Genomic DNA, 18,360 nt, shown 5'->3' with positions numbered 1-18,360 from the left:
TCCGGCGTCACAACGTTCGGGGCGTGACGCCGGTCGCCTGACGCACATAGACACCCGCCGTCCAGCGTAGGCTCATTTTCGTGACGATCGAGCACTCCGCGCCGACGACCGGCCAGGCAGCGCGCACCGCAACGGCGGCCCCCGAGGGGCGGCGTCTGCTGCGGATCGAGGCGCGTAACGCCGAGACGCCGATCGAGCGCAAACCGCCATGGATCAAGGTCAAGGCCAAGATGGGCCCGGAGTACACCCAACTGCGCGGGCTCGTCTCGCGCGAAGGGCTGCACACCGTCTGCCAGGAGGCCGGCTGCCCCAACATCTACGAGTGTTGGGAAGACCGGGAAGCCACCTTCCTCATCGGTGGTGACCAGTGCACCCGGCGCTGCGACTTCTGCCAGATCGACACCGGCAAGCCGGCCGAGTTCGACGCCGACGAGCCGCGTCGCGTCGCCGAGTCGGTGGTCTCGATGGGGCTGCGTTACGCCACCATCACCGGTGTCGCCCGTGACGACCTGCCCGACGGCGGCGCCTGGCTGTACGCCGAGACCGTCCGACAGATCCACGCCCTCCAGCCCGGCTGCGGCGTCGAGCTGCTGATCCCGGACTTCAACGCCGTCCCCGAGCAGTTGGCCGAGGTCTTCGGCTCCCGCCCCGAGGTGCTGGCCCACAACGTGGAGACCGTGCCGCGCATCTTCAAGCGCATCCGGCCGGCGTTCCGCTACGACCGCTCGCTGGACGTGATCCGGCAGGCCCGCGCCGACGGCCTGGTCACCAAGAGCAACCTCATCCTGGGCATGGGCGAGGAGCGGGCCGAGGTCTCGCAGGCGCTGCGCGACCTGCACGACGCCGGCTGTGAGCTGATCACCATCACCCAGTACCTACGGCCCTCGCCCCGGCACCACCCGGTGACCCGCTGGGTCAAGCCGGAGGAGTTCGTGGAGCTGCGCGAGGAGGCCGAGGAGATCGGCTTCGCCGGGGTGATGAGCGGGCCGCTGGTGCGTTCGTCGTACCGGGCCGGCCGGCTCTACAAGCAGGCCATCGACGCCCGCGCCGCCGCCTCGGTCGCCACCGCCAGCTGACTCCGTCGGCAGCGCCGCACGGCCGTTCGACGCCCGGGTGTCATGATCCTGTGATGACCGTCGGGGTACGCGAGCAGCCGCGCGGCGCTGGCTCGCCCCGCCCGCGGCCCGGCGCACGTCCCGGCCTGGTCGGTTGGCTCACCGGGTTGGCCGTGCTCGCCGGGGTGGGTTACCGGCTCTGGCTCCTGCTGCACGCCGCGCCGCCGACGAACAGCGACGAGGCCACCATGGGGCTGGCCGCGCTGCACATCGCCCGGGGCGAGGGCTTTCCGGTCTGGTTCTACGGCCAGCAGTACATGGGCACGCTGGAGGCGTACCTGGCCGCGCCGGTGTTCGCCCTCGCCGGTGGGCCGTCGCTGCTCGGGCTGCGGCTGCCCACGCTGGCCCTGTACGCGCTGTTCCTGCTGTTGGCCTGGCGGTTGACGCTGCGGCTGACCGGGGACCGGTGGTTCGGGTTGCTGATGGTGGCGCTGCTGGCCCTCGGCTCCGACCGGGTCATCAAGAACCAGCTGATCGCCGGCGGCGGCTACCCCGAGATGAACGCGGCCGGGGCGGCGCTGGCCCTGCTCACAGTGGATCTGGCCACCCGTCGCCCGGGGCGGCGACCGGCCGACGGTGGGCGACCCGACGGGCGGGCGGCAGACACCGGGCGACCCGGCTGGCGGCTGGCGCGCTGGGCCGCGTGGGGGTTCCTGGCCGGGCTGATGCTCTGGGTCGACCCGCTGGTGCTGCCGTACGTCGCGGCGACCGGCGCGGTCCTCGTCGGGTTCTGCCGCCGGGAGCTGTGGGGTGCCGCCGGGGCGCTGCTCGGGGCGGCGGCCGTGCTGGGGGCGGCCCCACTGCTGCTGCACAGCCTGTTGACCGGGCGAAACCCGCTGCACGCCGTGCTCGCGGCCAGCGGTGCGGACGCCAGCGCGGGCTGGCCGGACCGGCTGCACGGCGGCCTGGTGCTCGGCCCCGGACTGGGCATGGGCTTCTGCGCTCCCGGCCAGTGCGCCACCTGGCAACTGTGGTGGTCGCTCGCCCTGCCGCTGCTGCTGGTCATCGCCGCCACCACCGCCTGGCGGGCGCTACGCACCCCCGACCCCGATCCTGCTGGCTCTGCCGCTGTCGGCCCCGACGCGGTGTCGCCTCGGGTGGCGGCGGCCGCACGGTTGGCGCTCGTGCTGGCCGCGGTGGCCACCCTCGGCGCGTACACGGTGAGCAGTTCCGCCGGCCTCACCCCGGTGGAGAGTTCCCGCTACCTGTCCTGCCTGCTCATCTCCCTGCCGGCGCTGCTCTGGCCGGTGTGGACGGTGGCCCGGCACGGGCTTCGTCCGGCGGCGACCGGCCGGCGCGGAGTCGGGTCGACGCTGGCCCGATCGGTCGCTGTGGTGTCGCTCGCCGCCACGCTGGGCACCGCCGCCCACGCCACCTGGCGGGCGGCCCAGACCGCCCCGGCGACCCGGGCCGCCGAGGCCCGGCACACCGAGTTGGTGAGCACCCTGCGTCAGCTCGGCGTACGGCACGTACGCGCCGGCTACTGGACCTGCAACCGACTCACCTTCGCCAGCGCGGAGCAGGTGGTCTGCGCTGTCGTCGACGACACCCTGCGCCAGGGTTTCGACCGCTACCCCGCGTACCGGCGGGAGGTGGACAACGCGGCGGCACCGGCCTGGGTCGCGCCGGCCGGCTCGCCCCTGGCGGAGGTGCTCGACGAGCGGCAGCGGGCCACGCCGGGCAGCCTGGACCTGGTCACCATCGAGGGCTGGCGCATCTACCTGCCACGCTGACCTCGACCACCCACGTCGGCGCGACGGGCTCAGCGCGCGCGTCAGCGCGGCGAGCTCGGTGCGCGCCTCAACGCGGCGCGGCGCGGTGCGCGCCTCAACGCGGCGCGGCTCGACTGCGCGCCTCAGCGCGGCGCGGCGGGCTCGGTGAGCAGGCCGAGGCGGTGGGCCAGGGCGGCGGCCTCCACCCGGTTGGTCACACCCAGCTTCGCGATGATCCGGGAGACGTGCACGCTTGCCGTCTTCGGCGAGATGAACAGCCGCTCGGCGATCCGGCTGTTGCTGTGCCCCTCGGCGACCAGGCGCAGCACCTCCCGCTCCCGGGCGGTCAGCAGGTCCGCGCCGACCCCGCCCCCGGAGCGCAGGCCGACTCGCCGCGCCAGGGTGGCGGCCGCCTCGACCAGCGGGGTCGCACCCAGCCGCCGGCCGATCTCGGTGGCCTCGATGACAGTCGCCGCCGTCTTGTCGCGGTCCCCGGCTGCGGCGGTCGCCTCGGCCAGCGCCAGCAGCGCCCTGCCCAACGGGTAGGGCTGCCCGTCGGCTCGCCACGCGTCGACTGCCGCATGCCACGCCGGCAGCGCCTGGTCGCCGACCGCGAGCAGCGCGGTGACCTGGGCGGCGTGCGCGCGGGCCGCCGGGTGCCGCGCGGGCAGGTCGGTGGCGAGCGCCGCCACCGCGGCGGCCAACTCCCTGTCGCCCACCCGTGCCGCGGTACGCGCGGCGGCGCTGAGCACCGGCCAACCCTCCCTGGGCAGCCGCGACAGGCTCTCGTCGGTGACCGCGACGCGGGCCGCCCGTACCGCCTCGATCTTGTCGTCAGCGGCCAGCGCCGCCTCGATCGCCAGCTCGTGCAGGGGCAGGCGGTGGTTCGGCCACAGGTACGGTCGGTTGAGGAAGGTGAGCGCCCGGTCGACCAACTCGTCGGCGCCCGGATGGGCGCGGGCCAGCCGCAGCCCGGCGCCCAACTGGAGCCAGTGCAGACCGGTGACACCGGACAGGTCGATTCGAGCGGCCTCCGCGCAGACCGCCTCGGCCTCGTCCCACCTACCCAACGCGATGAGCGCCTCGGCCCGGTTGGAGAGCAGGTACGCCCCGGTGGAGCGGCTGATCCCCACCCGTCGCGCCTCGACCACACCTGCCTCGGCGGCCTGCGCGGACTCGGCGTAGCGGCCCAACTCGCAGAGCATGTCCGACTCGAACACCATGGCGAGCACCAGCGTCGGCGCGTCCCCCGCCGCACGGGCAGCGGCGGCCGCCTGGCCCAGCTCGGCCAGCCCGCCGGTCAGGTCCCGCTCGCCGTGGCAGAGCAACGCGATCCGCGTCGACAGCAGGGCCACCTGTTCGTCGAGCGCCTCGGCGTCGGCGGCGGCCTCGGCTGCCACCCGGGCCGCCTTCTGCGGGTCGATCTTGACCAGGTGGGTGGCGATGTCGGCGAGCAACCGGACCCGCTCCGCGCCGGGCGGGCCAGCGGCCGCCAGCCGGTACGCCTCATCCAACTCGGGGCTGCCGTCGCTCTTGCCGAGCAGGGCCATCAGTCGACCGCGCTGGTCCAGCAGGCGGGCGGCACGCAACGGCGCGGCGTCGGCGTCCACCTCGGCCAGCCCGGCGCGGGTCAGGGTGATGGCCCGACTGAAGTCGCCGGCGGTCACCGCGGCGTCCAGGGTCTGCTCCAGCAACGCCAGGTGGTCCATGCCGAGCAGGTCGGCGGCGTCCGGCACCAGCTCCCACAACTCCAGCGCCCGCTCCAGCAGTCGGCGCTGCTCGGCGTACGCGTACCGCTCGGCGGCGGCGCACGCGGCGGCTCGTGCGGCGACGAGGGCGCGCGGGTGGTTGTGCGCGGCGTGCCAGTGGTGGGCGATCTCGGCCGGGGCCCGGCCGGCGGCTACCAGATGGGGCTGGGCCTCGATGGCGGCGGCGAAACGGGCGTGCAGCCGGGCGTGCTCACCGGGCAACAACTCGTCGTGTACCGCCTCGCGGACCAGCGCGTGTCGGAACTCGTAGTCCCCGTCCCGGTCGGCCACCACCAACTGGGCGGCGACGGCGGCGCGTAACGCGTCCTCCAGCTCGGTCTCGGGCAGCCCGGCGACCTCGGCGAGCAGGTCATGGGCGAAGCGGGTGCCGCCGGCGGCCGCGATCCGCAACACCCGCTGGGCCGGCTCGGGGAGCCGGTCCACCCGGGCCAGCAGCAGGTCACGCAGCGTCTCGGGGAGCGCGGCGCAGCCGATCGGGTCACCGGCCACGGCCAACTCCTCGATGAAGAAGGGGTTGCCCTGGGTGCGGTCGTGGACATCGTCGACGGTGCGGGCGAGCGGCTCGGCGCCGAGCAGGTCGGTGAGGATCGCGGCGGTGCCTTCGCGGTCCAGGCGTGCCAGCTCGACCCGCTCCACACCCCGGGCCCGATCCAGCTCGGCGAGGAACGGGCGCAGCGGGTGCCCGCGTTGCAACTCGTCGGTGCGGTAGGTGCAGACCAGCAGCAGCCGGCCCGGCCTCGCCGCCCGGACGAGGAAGCCGATCAGGTCGCGGGTGGAGCGGTCGGCCCAGTGCAGGTCCTCGATGATCAGGACCAGTGGGCGGGCGTCGGCCAGCCGCTGGAACAGCTCGGCGACCAGGTCGAACAGGTATCCGCGCGGGGCGTCGCTGAGCGGGACGGCACGCGGGGTGGTCAGTGCCGCGGAGGCGCGGCCCAGCTCCGGCAGGAGCGGGGCGAACTCCGCCTCGTAGCCGGCGAAGGCCTCGGGGCCGTCGGCGCGCAGCACAGTGCGCAACGCGGCGGCGAACGGCGCGAACGGCAGACCCGCCTCGCCCAGCTCAAGACACTGGCCGACCAGCACCCGCGCCGCGCCGTCGATGGCCCAGCCCGCGAACTCCTCCAGCAGCCGGGTCTTACCCACACCCGCCTCGCCGCCGACAAGCACTGTGGTCGGCTCCCCGGCCCGCGCCCGGCCCAGCGCGCCCCGTAGCGCCCCGGTCTCGCTGTGGCGCCCGACGAGGACTGAGCTGGCGGCGCGTACGGTCACGTGTTCGAGCATGCCATGGCGGCCCACCCCGCCGACCCCGCCGATCGGCCGGCGGCCGGGCGGCGGGGTCGGATCGGGTCGAGCGGCCAGCCCGACGGGTGTGGCGGACGTGACGGCCGCGCCGAGCGCTGTCGGCGTGGCGGCCGAGCTGGGCCTGGCGGCCGAGCTGGGCGCGGTCACCGGCGGGCGTCGCCGGTGCGACCGGCCTGCCTGCGCCGGCCCAACCACCCGCGGCTCACCGGACGGGACAGCGACCGGGCGAGCCGGTCCGCGGCCGCGTCGGCGCGCAGCTCAGCGGCGTGGGTGCGGTGCAGGGTGAGCAGGAAATCTGCGTCGTTGCCGAACATGTCGGGCTCCTTCGTGGCGTCGTCGTCTTCTGCTGACGACTCTTCGCGCGAAGGCCCCACCCGGGCATGGGCATGGCGCCTCATCTTCCCCGCCCACAGCCTCCTTACCCGGCCGCTCCGGGCGCGTACGGCGACGTAAGGTACTCAGCTGCCCCGGCACCCGGACGCGGATCAACCGGGCCGGCGGCGACCACTAGACTCTGCGGCATGGCAAAGCCCCAGGAGAAGGTCTCGTTCGGCCAGCGGCTGAAGCAGATCGGGATGGTGTTCCAGTTCACCGCCAAGCAGGACCGGTGGTTCGCGCCGTTGGTCGCCGCAGCGGTGCTGCTCCCGCTCGCGCTCACCGTTGTCGCTGTCATCCTCTGGGGCTGGATCTGGCTGCCGCTGGGCATCCTGTTCATCCTGCTCGCGGTGCTGATCGTGCTCAACCTGCGGTCCAACAAGGCGATGATGAACGCCGCCGAGGGGCAACCCGGCGCGGCGGCGCAGATCATGGAGAACATGCGCGGCGACTGGCGGGTGACCCCGGCGGTCAGCTCGACCACCCAGATGGACATGGTCCACCTGGTGATCGGTCGCCCGGGCGTGATCCTGCTGGCCGAGGGCAACCCGCAGCGGGTGCGCGGCCTGCTCGGCCAGGAGAAGCGGCGGCTGTCGAAGGTGATCGGCTCCGCTCCCCTGCACGACTACGTGATCGGGCAGGAGGAGGGCGAGTTGCCGATCCGCAAGCTGCGGACGACGCTGCTGCGCCTGCCCCGCGCCCTCTCCGGCAAGGACGTCAACTCGCTGGACAAGCGACTCAAGGCGCTCACCGCCCGGCCACAGATGCCCAAGGGCGCGATCCCGAAGAACATGCGGCCGCCAGGCGCCTTCCGCCAGTCGCGGGGCCGCTGACCCCTCAGGTGTACGTATGGAAGGAGCCGGGCCCGCGCGGGCCCGGCTCCTTCTACGCGTACGCCCTCAGGCGCCCACCCCCGACGCGCCGCCCGCCCCAAGCCACCTCTCGTCCCCGCCCCCACCACGCCATGATCGTGCTCGCCCCCACCACGCCATGATCGTGCTCCGCCCACGCCACGCGTGATCGTCCTCGCCCCCACCACGCCATGATCGTGCTCGATCCTGGATGTAGGGGCCTCGCTCGGGGCGGATGCCACTGGATCCTGGATCGAGTGCGATCTTGCGGTTCGCGCGATGCCGGAGGGGTTGGCTCAGCCGCGGGGGGCGTCGACGATGACCGAGCCGGCGACGCGGTCGTGCAGGCCGCGCCGGTGCTCGTCCATGATCAGTGCGGGGACGACGAGGGCCAGCAGCAGGCCACGGATCAGCCCCCGGAGCACGCCGATCCGGCCACCGTCGAGCCAGTTCACACAGCGGATCTTGGTGATGTACATGCCCGGGGTCTGGGCGAACAGGCCCAGGAAGATGCCGTACTCCAGGACGAGCACCAGCACCGGGGCCCAGCCGTCGCGTACCGGGTCGGCGAAGAAGTTGGACACCAGCAGGCAGAGGACCCAGTCGATGATCAACGCCCCGAACCGCCGACCGAGGCTCGGCGCGGCGAAGGTGGGGTCGGTGGCCGGCGCTGCCGGGAGGTGCGGATTGGTCACAGCGGTCAAGGGTATCCGCGCCGGGATGAGAGGTTGCCGGGTGCCGCCGCCGCTGTGTGCCGATTCAGGCCAAAGGCATCAGATGTCATTACACTGGCACAGTCGGTACGGCGTTCCTGGCGGGCCGGAGGCGCGGACCGGGGCGTCGCTGACGCTCCGCGAGGGACGTAACACGGCAGAAACAACGGAGACACGGCCGGGCAACCCCCCGGCCCTAGCGTCGCCAGAAGCCTAGCCACCCCGTGGACGTGCCAGGAGGATGTGTGTTCGCCAACCCCGAGGAACTGCTGCGATACCTCAAGAACGAGGACGTGAAGTTCGTCGACGTTCGTTTCTGCGACCTGCCCGGCGTGATGCAGCACTTCAACCTGCCGGTCGAGTCCGTCAACGACGACCTCTTCACCGACGGCCTCGCGTTCGACGGTTCGTCGATCCGCGGTTTCCAGGCGATCCACGAGTCGGACATGCTCCTGCTCCCGGATGTCGCCACCGCGTTCATCGATCCGTTCCGCGCGCAGAAGACGCTCGCGCTCAACTTCTTCATCCACGACCCGTTCACCCGTGAGGCCTACAGCCGCGACCCGCGCAACGTGGCGAAGAAGGCCGAGGCGTACCTGGCGGCGAGCGGTATCGCCGACACCGCCTACTTCGGGGCCGAGGCGGAGTTCTACATCTTCGACTCGATCCGCCACGAGACCTCGGCGCACCAGTCGTTCTACTACATCGACTCGATCGAGGGCGCCTGGAACACCGGCCGCGAAGAGCCGGGCGGCAACCGCGGCTACAAGACCGCGTACAAGGGCGGCTACTTCCCCGTCCCGCCGGTCGACCACTACGCCGACCTGCGTGACTCGATCGTGCGCCGCCTGGTCGACACCGGCTTCAACGTGGAGCGCTCGCACCACGAGGTGGGCACCGCCGGCCAGTCCGAGATCAACTATCGGTTCTCCACCCTGCTGCACGCCGGTGACCAGCTCCAGCTCTTCAAGTACATCGTGAAGAACGAGGCCTGGGCCAACGGCAAGACCGCGACGTTCATGCCCAAGCCGCTGTTCGGCGACAACGGTTCCGGCATGCACACCCACCAGAGCCTCTGGCTCAACGGTGAGCCGCTGTTCTACGACGAGACCGGCTACGCCGGCCTGTCCGACATGGCCCGCTGGTACATCGGTGGTCTGCTGCACCACGCGCCGTCGCTGTTGGCCTTCACCAACCCGACGATCAACTCGTACCGCCGCCTGGTGCCGGGCTTCGAGGCGCCGGTCAACCTGGTCTACTCGCAGCGCAACCGGTCCGCCTGCACCCGCATCCCGGTGACCGGCGCGAACCCGAAGGCCAAGCGCGTCGAGTTCCGCGTCCCGGACCCGTCGGCCAACGTCTACCTGGCCTTCTCGGCCATGATGATGGCCGGCCTCGACGGCATCAAGAGCAAGATCGAGCCGCCGACGCCGATCGACAAGGACCTCTACGACCTCCCGCCGGAGGAGTGGGGCGACGTCAAGCAGGTGCCGGGCTCGCTGTCGGCGGTGCTCGACTCGCTGGAGGCCGACCACGACTACCTGCTCGACGGCGGCGTCTTCACCCCCGACCTGATCTCCACCTGGGTCGACTGGAAGCGCGCCAACGAGGTCGACCCGGTGCGTCTGCGCCCGACCCCGCACGAGTTCGCCATGTACTACGACTGCTGAGCAGTCGCTAGAACACCGGCCGGGCCGGCTCCGCGATCGCGGAGCCGGCCCGGCCCGTTTCGTAACGCCCCGGGGATACCGCTCTGCCGCCGGCCGTACGCGCCAGCTGGCCCGGCCTTCCACCCTCGGCCCGACCTGGAACACGCACCGCTGACCGCCCACGCCCGGCATGTCACCGGCCCCTGACCTGCTCCCAAGATCGTGCTCGATTCAGGATGTAGTGGCGTCGGCGTCCGGCGATGCCACTACAACCATGTTCGGGCGCGATCTTGAGCATCGGATCGTCGATGTGACGAGCGGTTCGGCCCGTTCTGCCGGACCCGAAGGAGCAGGAACAGGAGCAGGGCGGTCATCGCCACCGCGCCGGGTGCCTTCGTGAAGCGGGCCAGGTTGGTGCCGTCGGGCAGGGCCAGAAAGGTCGCTGCCCCGGCCGGCAGCACGAACCAGGTGGTCCGGGTGGCGGTGAGCGCGAGCAGCGCCAGCGGCCAGGTCGCGTACCAGGGGTGGAAGACCGGGGACAGGACGACGGTGGCGACCAGCGCCAACGCCGCGCCGTGCAGCGCCACCCGGGAGCGCGCCGCCGGAGGACACCCAACCTCAGGACCAGCGAACTCCGAAGACGCGACCAGGGAACTCCCCGCCCCCGAACCCCTCGCCTCGGGAGCCGCGGCCTCGTTCAGCCCGCGCAGCACATGCCAGGCCCGCCACCAGAGCACCAGCAGCACCCCGACGAGCAGCAGCAGCGCCACCGTCCGGACCACCGGCACCGCCTGCGGGTCCCGGCCGAACAGCGCGCCGGCGTAGTCGACCACGAAGCCCACGGCGGTGGGCGGTGACGTCCACTGCTCCGAGTCGCCACTGTGGGTCAGCCCGCCCACCCAGCCGAAGCCGAGGCCGGACAGCGCCGAGGTGATCAGCAGCGCGGCGAGCAGCCCTCCGGCCAGCCAACCACAGTGGCGCAGCAACGCCCGAACGGTGTACCGGCCGTGCACCGCGGCCAACACGGCGAACGGCACCACCACCACGGCGCTGGCCTTCACAGTGACCGCCAGCCCGAGCAGCGCGCCGGCCAGCAGCAGCGCCGCCGGGCGACCTGGTCGACGGACCACGACCAGCAGCCCGCACAGCAGCAGCCCGAGCATCACGGCGTCGTTGTGCGCCCCGCCCACCAGGTGCACGCCGACCAGCGGGCAGGCCAGCAGCAGCCAGACCGCCCGACGGGCCGGCACCCCGGCCGCCCGCGCCAGAGCGGGCACGCAGAGCGCGGCGAGCAGCAGCCCCGCCACGGCGATGATCCGCAGCGTCACGAGCGTGCCGGTGAGCCCGCCGCCGACACTCACCGCGAGCGCCGCGAGCAGGACGAACACCGGCCCGTACGGTGCCGGGGTGTCCCGCCAGATCGGCGCCACAGTGTCCAGCCAGGGGCAGCCCGCCGCCGCCACCCCCACGGCGTACGGGTCGACGCCGTGCGCGTACGTCCAGCCCTGGCAGGCGTACGAGTAGACGTCGCGGCTGCCCAGCGGTGGCGCGACCAGCAGCGGTAGCGCCCACAGCCCGGCGGTGACGTACGCCCAACGGGTCGACGGCGCACCCTCGCGCAGTGACCACCACGCCCCGACCAGCAGCACGGTGCCGATCAGCCAGCAGGTCAGCGTCGCCGGGCCGTCCGGGGTTCGCCAGATCGACGCGGGTGTCACGCCCAGCGGGGCGTCGGGCAGTGCCCCGCCGAGGTATCCGGCCACGGCGAGCAGGACAGCGCCGGCCAGGCCGACGTACCGGGCGACGCGGGCAACCGGTGGGCCAGCGGGCGGGCCGGGAGCGGTCACCGGCGCACCTTCCCTCAGTCGGCGGCGACCGGCTGACGGGCCGCCCGAGCCGACCGTACCAACCGGATGACCAGCACGATCACCAACAGCGTCATCAGCGGCGCCCCGACCGTCTTGGTGTAGCGGGGCAGCCCGGTGCCGTCGGGCAGCACCAGGAACGACGCGACCAGGGCGACCACGATGAACCATCTGGTCCGCTGGGCGGTGGCGGCCAGCACGAACAGCGGCCAGGTCCAGTACCAGGGGTGCACCACGGGGGCGAGCGCGACGGTGAGGGCGAGCGCGAGGCCGGCGTGGTACAGCGGGTCGCGGGTGCGGGCCCGCCACCAGAGCCAGACGAGCAGGACGGCCAGGACGACCACGGCGATCCCGCGGGTGACCGGCAGCGCGTCGATGTGACCACCGAACAGCGCCGCGACGTACCCGGCCGTCTGCCCCACGGCCGTCGACGGGGACGTCCAGGCGATGGCGGCGCCACCCTGGGACAGCCCGCCGATCCAACCGAAGTCCAGCCCACCGACGACTGTCACGCCGACCACGGCGGCGATGGTGCCGCCGACCACCCAGCCGCCGTCGCGGATCAGCGTGCGGATCCGGTACGGCCCTGCGGTGGCCGCCAGTGCGGCGAACGGCACCACCACCACGGCGGTCACCTTGATCGCCACCGCGATGCCGAGGATCAGCCCGCCGACCAGCAGCATGCTGCGCCGGCCCGGGTGCGCTGCCACCACTGCCAGCCCGCCGACGAGCGCGGCGAGCATCAGCACGTCGTTGTGGGGGCCACCGATCAGGTGCGCGGCGACCAGCGGGGAACCCAACGCCAGCCACACCGCCCGCTTGGCCGGCACACCGGCCCGACGCGCCAGCGTCGGCAGGGCCCACGCGGTGAGGACGACGCCGACCAGCGACAGCGCACGGAACAGCACGATGCTGGCGGTCAGCGAACCGGTGGCCTTCACCACGGCGCCCGCGATGAGCACGAACAGCGGCCCGTACGGCGCCGGGGTGTCGCGCCAGATGACCGAGACCGAGTCCAGCCAGGGGCAGGGCAGTGCGGAGACGCCCTGCTCGTACGGGCTGATGCCGCCGACGAAGCTGGCGCCCTGGCAGGCGTACGCGTACACGTCCCGGCTGCCGAAGGGCGGTGCGATCAGCAACGGCAGCAGCCAGAGCCCGACTGTGACAAGCGCCCAGCGCGTCGAGGGTCCTCCGTCACGTAGCGCCCACCAGGCGTACGCCATCAGGCCGGTGCCGACCAACCAGGCGGCGAGGATCAGCGGACCGTCGGGCCCCTGCCAGATGCTGACCGGGGTGCTGCGCAGGGGGCCGCTGGGAAACGCGCCGCCGAGGAAAGCGGCGAGCGCGAGCAGCATCGAGCCGGCCAGGCCGGTCCAGCGCGCGAGGTGGGAAGGCACGCCGGACATGCTGCCAGCCCGTCGCTGGGAGGCCGACGGCAGGCACTGTCAGCAGTGGCGCGCCGGTGCCAACCCACTGGAGATCGAGTAGTCGCCGGCGGCGCGGACCCGCACCTCGGTCCACCCGTCCGCGCCCTGTCGCAGACACCCGTCCGGGCCGTTCAAGGTGAGCCAGCGCGACCAGCGCACCCGGACCAGCACGTCCCCGGGTGTGGCGGTCAGCCGGACCGCGCCGCGGTCGGCGGCGACGAGTTGACCCGGGGCACCGACCAGCGGGCTCGGATCGACCACGGCGTACATCTGCCAGGTGGAGTCACGCCAGACCTCCCGCAGGTACGGCAGGCCGCCGCGGATCAGCGCTGCCTCGTCGCGGCCCCACCTGTCGGCCGGCGCGTCCGGGGCGAGCACCACGTAGCTCACCGCCTCGTGCCGTAACCACTGCTCGTACGTCTGCGCGCTCAGGTTTCCGTCGTAGAACAGCGCGTTGCGGTCGCTGTCGACCTGGCGTTCCCAGCCCCGGGCCAGTGGCACTGTCGGCGGCAGGTACGCGGACTCCCAGTGGTCGCGTAGCGGCACCACCTCGACCCGCCCGGCCGGTTGCCGCCTGTCGAGTTCGGCGACGAGCGGTCGGTAGAAGCTCGCGGCGCTCTCCGGGGCACCGGCCCGGGTCACGTCGCTCACCATCACCGGGGACTGCCACCAGACTGTCGCGGCGAGCAGCGCGGCCAGCCACGGCCCCGGCAACGCGGCGTACCCGGCCAGCACGGGCAGCGCGAACAGCATCGGCAGTCGTAGCGCGTTGGAACCGATCGGGCTGGGCACGTAGTACGCGGCGATCAGGAGCAGCACGGTGAGCGCCGCGCCGACGCGCAGCACCCGGCGGCGACGCGGCAGCACGACCGCCACCAGCACCGCGAGCGCGACGTTGATGCGCATCGACTCGGCGGAGTACGGCTGGGTGCCGCCGTTGCCGAAGACGAACGCCATCGGGGCGAGCGTGACGGCGGGCGCCACGGCCAGGACGAACCCCTCGGCCAGTGGTCGCTCCGCTCGCCAGCCTCCGGGCAGCGGGCGGCCCGGCCCGTCACCGGTGCGCAGGGCGCCCAGCAGCAGCGCCGCGCCGGCCAGCCCGGTGAACAGCCCGGCGACCGGGCTGGCCGCCGTCGCCAGGGCGGCGCAGACGGCGGCGAGCGTCAACCGGAGCCAGCGCGGCGGGCGTTCCGCGCTGACCGCGCAGAGCGCCAGCAGCCCCAACGCCAACCCGACCGCGAAGGTGATCCGCCCGCTCGCCAGGTTGCCGACCAGCACCACAGCGCCGAGAACACCGGCCAGCAGCGGTCGGCGGGCCCGGTTGCGGGTGAACAGCCAACCCAGCGCTGCCGCGCCAACCACGGCGGCGACCGCCCCCAGCGGACGCACCCCGATCAGCGCGCCCAACCGGGCTGTGAAGAGGCTGTAGCCGTACTGGTTGATGCCGCCGTACCAGCCGAAGTCGACCGGCGCGGCCCCGTACCGCTCGGTGAACCCGGCACGGGCCACCTGGGCGGCGAGGTCGGTGCCCATCGGCGGCGCGAGGAGGAACGCGACGGCGAGCAGCACCGCCACAGCGGTCGCCGCCGCCCAACCCGCGACGCTCCGCCCGGTCGGACGCGGCGACGCGTCAGGCATCGAGGACCCGTTCGGCAGCGGCCCGGGAGCGGCGGCCGGTGCGCAGGTACTCGTCCAGGAACTCCCCCGGGTCGTCGCGGCCGAGCAGCCGGGCCACCCCGGCCAACTCCACCCCGTGCCGGGGCAGTTGGTCGCCGGCCCGACCCCGGACCAGCATCAACGCGTTGCGGACCTGCGCGGCCAGGGACCAACCGGCGGCCATCTCCGCGGCGTCCGCCGGGTCGATCAGGCCGGCCCGCTCGGCCGCCGCGAGGGCGTCGAGGGTACGTGTGCCGCGCAGCGCCGGTATCGCGCCGGCGTGCCGGAGCTGAACGAGTTGCACCGCCCACTCCACGTCGGCGAGCCCACCGCGCCCCAACTTGGTGTGGGTGGCCGGGTCGGCGCCACGGGGCAGCCGTTCGGTCTCCACCCGGGCCTTGATTCGCCGGATCTCGACGACCTGCTCGCGGGTCAGCCCGTCGGCCGGGTAGCGCACCGGCTCGATCATCGCCTCGAACTCGGCGCCCAGGTCGGCGTCACCGCAGACGAACCGGGCGCGCAGCAGTGCCTGCGCCTCCCACACCCGCGACCAGCGCGCGTAGTACTGCGCGTACGCGGCGAGGCTGCGTACCAGCGGACCCTGGCGGCCCTCCGGCCGCAGGTCGGCGTCGACGCCCAGCGGCGGGTCGGGGGCGGGTACGCCGAGCAGCCGGCGTAGTTCCTCGGCGACGGCGTGCGCGGCGGCGCTGGCAGCGCTCTCGCTGGTGCCCGGCGGCGGGTCGTAGACGAAGAGCACGTCGGCGTCGGAGAGGTAGTTCGACTCGTACCCGCCGAGCCGGCCCATGCCGATCACCGCGAACCGCAGCCCTTCCGGTGCCGGTTGGCTGGCCTGGGCGGCCCGCAGCGCGGCGGCCAGAGTGGCGTCGGTGACGTCGGCGAGCGCCGTACCGACAGCGGTGATGTCGGACAGCTTGGGGGCCGACCGGTTCGCGCCGTCCGCCCGGGTGGGGCTGGGCGCGAGCGCGCCGGCCCGGCAGAGCACGTCGGCGCAGGCCACCCGGACCAGCTCGCGACGTCGCAGCGCGCGCACCGCGCTGGTGGCCTCGACCGGGTCGGTGTGCCGGGCCGCCGCCGCCAGGAACCCCTCCCGCAGCACCTCGGGCGCGCGTGGCGCCAGCTCGTTCTCCTCGGCCAGCAGCCGCAGCGCCTCCGGGTCGCGGGCGAGCAGGTCGGCGACGTACCGGGACAACGCGAGGACCCGGGCCAGCCGGCGGGCGACCGGGCCGCCGTCGCGCAGCAGCCGCAGGTACCAGGGGGTGCTGCCCAGCTTGTCGGAGACCTTGCGGTAGTTGAGCAGCCCCCGGTCCGGCTCCGGCGCGTCGGCGAACTCGCTGAGCAGCACCGGCAGCAATGTGCGCTGGATGGCCGCCGTGCGGCTCACCCCGCCGGTGAGCGCCTGGAGGTGGCGCAACGCCCCCGCCGGGTCGGCGAAGCCGAGGATCTCCAGGCGGTTCCTGGCCGCCTCCGGGGTGAGCCGCAACCCGTCGGCCGGTACCCGGGCCACCGACTCCAACAGCGGCCGGTAGAGCAGTTTGGCGTGCAGTCGGCGTACCTCGGTGGCGTGCGTGACCCACTCGGCCCGGAAACTCTCCACGGCGCTGCGCCCCGGCGCGGCGGTGAAACCCAGCGCGGCGGCGAGCCAGCGCAGCGCGCCCGGCTCGGCGGGCACCGTGTGCGTACGACGCAGGCCCTGGAGTTGCAGCCGGTGCTCGACGCTGCGCAGGAAACGGTAGCCGCGCAGCAGGGCCTCGCCGTCGGCCCGCCCGACGTAACCGCCGGCGACGAGCGCGCGCAACGCCGGGATGGTGCCGGGCGGACGCAGCGTCTCGTCGCCGCGACCGTGTACGAGTTGCAGCAACTGGACGGCGAACTCGATGTCACGCAGCCCACCGGGACCGCGCTTGATCTCGCGTTCCAGCTCCTTCGGCGGAATGTGGTCGATGATCCGGCGGCGCATGGCGCGGACGTCCTCGACCGCTTCGGGCCGCTCGGCCGCCCGCCAGACCAGCGGCGCGAGCTGATCGATCCACTCCTGGGCCAGCGGCAGGTCACCGGCGGCCGGGCGGGCCTTGAGCAACGCCTGGAACTCCCAGGTGCGCGCCCACCGCCGGTAGTAGGCCAGGTGGCTGGCGAGGGTCCGCACCAGCGGGCCGCGGCTGCCCTCGGGGCGCAGCGCGGCGTCCACCGGCCAGGCGACCAGCCCGCAGATGTAGATCAACCGGGTCGCCACCTGGGTCGCGGCGGACAGGTCGGCGTCCTCGGCGGCCACGAAGATGACGTCCACGTCGGAGACGTAGTTCAACTCACCGCCACCGCACTTGCCCATCGCCACGACCGCCAGGCGGGGCCGCTCGGTCCCCTCCGCCAGCTCCGCGACAGCGATCTCGTACGCCGCGGAGAGCGTCGCGTCGGCCAGCGCGGAGAGCGCTGCCATCGTCTGCTCCAGGCCGCGACCGCCGGTCAGGTCGGCCGCCGCGATCCGCAGCAACGCCAGGCGGTACGCGATCCGCAGCGCCGCCACCGCGTTGCCGCCGTCGGTCGGCTCCAACCGCCCCTCGGCGGTCGGGGCGAGCCCGTCCGGTGCGGTCCGCAGCGCCTGGTAGTGCTCGGGGTGGGCCACCAGGTGATCGCCGAGCGCCGCCGACGCGCCGAGCACAGCGATCAGCCGCCGCCGTAACCCGGGATCGGCGTGCACGTCCGCGAGAAGCGGCGATTCGGTGCCGCCTTCGGTGGCGCGGATTCCGGCGCTGCCGCCCGTGCCGCGGCTTCCGGCGCTGCCGCCCGTGCCGCGGCTTCCGGCGCTGCCGTCCGTGCCGCTGTTGTCCGTGGCGCGGCTTCCGGCGCCGCCGCCCGTGGCGCGGCTCTCGGCCTCCACGATGCGGTGCAGTTGGCGCAGCGCCAGGTCCGGGTCGGCGGCCCGGGACAGCGCGGCGAGCAGCTCCGCGGCGGCCTCGTCGACCGGCTCCTGCTCGGCCGGCTGCCACAGCCGCAGCCCCTCCGGGCCGAGCAGGTCCGCGGCGCGCGCGCCGCCATCGCCTTCGGCGGTGCCGAAGCCGTACCGGGCGAGCCGGCCCGGTGCCCTGGTCGGCCGGCTCATCAGTGCCCGAGCAACGGCAGGCCGCGCCGCGTCGTACTGTCGTCCAGCTCGCCGAGGGCCAGCGCGGCGAACCGGGCGGCGAACGGTTGCCAGACCTCCTCCACGTCGGCCAGCACCGAGGCGCAGGCCGCGACCACAAGCTCCGGGTCGTAGCCCAGCTCGGCGAGTTGGGTCGAGTCGGTGGCCCAGTCGGCGATCATCGCGGCGTCGCACTCGATGTGGAACTGCAACCCCCAGGCCCGGTCACCGAGGCGGAACGCCTGATGCGGGTAGCGGGTGGAGGCGGCCAGCAGAGTCGCGCCCCGAGGCAGCTCCGTGATCTCGTCGGCGTGCCACTGGAGCACGTCCGGGATCAACGGCACGTACCGGAACAACGGGTCGTTCTCCGCGGCGTCGCGCCGGCCGACCACGCCGGGGCCGATCTCCGGCCCGGACGGGCTGCGCTCCACCAGCCCCGCGTGCGCGGTGGCGAGCAACTGCGCGCCCAGGCAGACCGCCAGGGTCGGCACCCGGTACCGGACCGCCTTGCGCAGCAGGCCCTCCACGGCCGGAAACCACTGTGCTCCGGGCGAGCCGTCCGGCAACGGGTACGCCTGTTGGTCGCCGCCGAGCACCACCAGCGCCGCGTACCCCTCCAGGTCGGCGGGGAGTTCGTCGCCGGCGTGCGGGCGTACCACCCACAGCTCCAGCCCAGCCTCGGTCAGCCACTCACCCAGCCGGCGCGCGTCGTCCGTCGGGTCGTTCTCGATCACCAGCGCGGTTGCCACCCGTCGAGGCTAGCCGGTACGCCGCACGGCACCACGCCCCGGCA

Annotated in this window: 12 protein-coding genes; 4 read left to right on the top strand and 8 right to left on the bottom strand. The window is 73.7% G+C overall.

Annotated features, from left to right (window positions below; genetic code table 11):
- Positions 1 to 80: 80 nt before the first annotated feature.
- Both lipA and AB0K35_RS19635 read left to right on the top strand, forming a co-directional pair.
- The gene (gene lipA, locus AB0K35_RS19640) at positions 81 to 1,076 is read left to right on the top strand and encodes a lipoyl synthase (RefSeq protein WP_238667478.1); all 996 of its coding nucleotides are present in this window, start codon (positions 81 to 83) and stop codon (positions 1,074 to 1,076) included.
- 53 nt (positions 1,077 to 1,129) lie between these two features.
- Positions 1,130 to 2,848 (top strand): hypothetical protein, encoded by a 1,719-nt coding sequence (locus AB0K35_RS19635; protein ID WP_363886700.1) that lies wholly within the window; start codon positions 1,130 to 1,132, stop codon positions 2,846 to 2,848.
- A 122-nt stretch (positions 2,849 to 2,970) separates the two neighbouring features.
- Here AB0K35_RS19635 and AB0K35_RS19630 read toward each other — a convergent pair whose 3' ends face one another.
- The gene (locus tag AB0K35_RS19630) at positions 2,971 to 6,042 is read right to left on the bottom strand and encodes an AAA family ATPase (protein WP_363886697.1); all 3,072 of its coding nucleotides are present in this window, start codon (positions 6,040 to 6,042) and stop codon (positions 2,971 to 2,973) included.
- Complete coding sequence (locus tag AB0K35_RS19625) at positions 6,039 to 6,209, bottom strand: hypothetical protein (protein ID WP_167362519.1); 171 nt, start codon at positions 6,207 to 6,209, stop codon at positions 6,039 to 6,041. The genes AB0K35_RS19630 and AB0K35_RS19625 overlap by 4 nt, the downstream gene beginning before the upstream one ends.
- Positions 6,210 to 6,416: 207 nt before the next feature.
- Between AB0K35_RS19625 and AB0K35_RS19620 the strand changes: the two genes are divergently transcribed.
- On the top strand, positions 6,417 to 7,103 hold the full coding sequence (locus AB0K35_RS19620) for a DUF4191 domain-containing protein (RefSeq protein ID WP_145779624.1): 687 nt from the start codon (positions 6,417 to 6,419) through the stop codon (positions 7,101 to 7,103).
- 314 nt (positions 7,104 to 7,417) lie between these two features.
- Here AB0K35_RS19620 and AB0K35_RS19615 read toward each other — a convergent pair whose 3' ends face one another.
- Positions 7,418 to 7,816: an RDD family protein gene (locus tag AB0K35_RS19615; protein ID WP_357289810.1), complete on the bottom strand. Its 399-nt coding sequence runs from the start codon at positions 7,814 to 7,816 to the stop codon at positions 7,418 to 7,420.
- A 263-nt stretch (positions 7,817 to 8,079) separates the two neighbouring features.
- Between AB0K35_RS19615 and glnA the strand changes: the two genes are divergently transcribed.
- The gene (gene glnA, locus AB0K35_RS19610) at positions 8,080 to 9,504 is read left to right on the top strand and encodes a type I glutamate--ammonia ligase (protein ID WP_112671701.1); all 1,425 of its coding nucleotides are present in this window, start codon (positions 8,080 to 8,082) and stop codon (positions 9,502 to 9,504) included.
- A gap of 245 nt (positions 9,505 to 9,749) precedes the next feature.
- Here the strand turns inward: glnA and mptB (AB0K35_RS19605) are convergent, their stop codons facing one another.
- Genes mptB (AB0K35_RS19605) through AB0K35_RS19585 form a run of 5 tightly spaced genes read right to left on the bottom strand, consistent with a single transcriptional unit; the run spans position 9,750 to position 18,316 of the window.
- Positions 9,750 to 11,330 (bottom strand): polyprenol phosphomannose-dependent alpha 1,6 mannosyltransferase MptB, encoded by a 1,581-nt coding sequence (mptB, locus tag AB0K35_RS19605; protein ID WP_363886692.1) that lies wholly within the window; start codon positions 11,328 to 11,330, stop codon positions 9,750 to 9,752.
- A 14-nt stretch (positions 11,331 to 11,344) separates the two neighbouring features.
- Positions 11,345 to 12,745: a polyprenol phosphomannose-dependent alpha 1,6 mannosyltransferase MptB gene (gene mptB / locus AB0K35_RS19600; protein WP_363886689.1), complete on the bottom strand. Its 1,401-nt coding sequence runs from the start codon at positions 12,743 to 12,745 to the stop codon at positions 11,345 to 11,347.
- A 48-nt stretch (positions 12,746 to 12,793) separates the two neighbouring features.
- The gene (locus tag AB0K35_RS19595) at positions 12,794 to 14,413 is read right to left on the bottom strand and encodes a hypothetical protein (protein WP_363886687.1); all 1,620 of its coding nucleotides are present in this window, start codon (positions 14,411 to 14,413) and stop codon (positions 12,794 to 12,796) included.
- Positions 14,406 to 17,549: a bifunctional [glutamine synthetase] adenylyltransferase/[glutamine synthetase]-adenylyl-L-tyrosine phosphorylase gene (locus tag AB0K35_RS19590; protein ID WP_363886685.1), complete on the bottom strand. Its 3,144-nt coding sequence runs from the start codon at positions 17,547 to 17,549 to the stop codon at positions 14,406 to 14,408. The genes AB0K35_RS19595 and AB0K35_RS19590 overlap by 8 nt, the downstream gene beginning before the upstream one ends.
- Positions 17,549 to 18,316 (bottom strand): type 1 glutamine amidotransferase, encoded by a 768-nt coding sequence (locus AB0K35_RS19585; protein WP_357281371.1) that lies wholly within the window; start codon positions 18,314 to 18,316, stop codon positions 17,549 to 17,551. The genes AB0K35_RS19590 and AB0K35_RS19585 overlap by 1 nt, the downstream gene beginning before the upstream one ends.
- Between the last annotated feature and the right edge of the window lie 44 nt (positions 18,317 to 18,360).

Origin of the sequence: Micromonospora sp. NPDC053740, from assembly GCF_040677775.1 — a bacterium.
GTDB classification, from domain to species: domain Bacteria; phylum Actinomycetota; class Actinomycetes; order Mycobacteriales; family Micromonosporaceae; genus Micromonospora; species Micromonospora alfalfae.
This window is presented reverse-complemented; position numbering and strand designations above follow the sequence as displayed.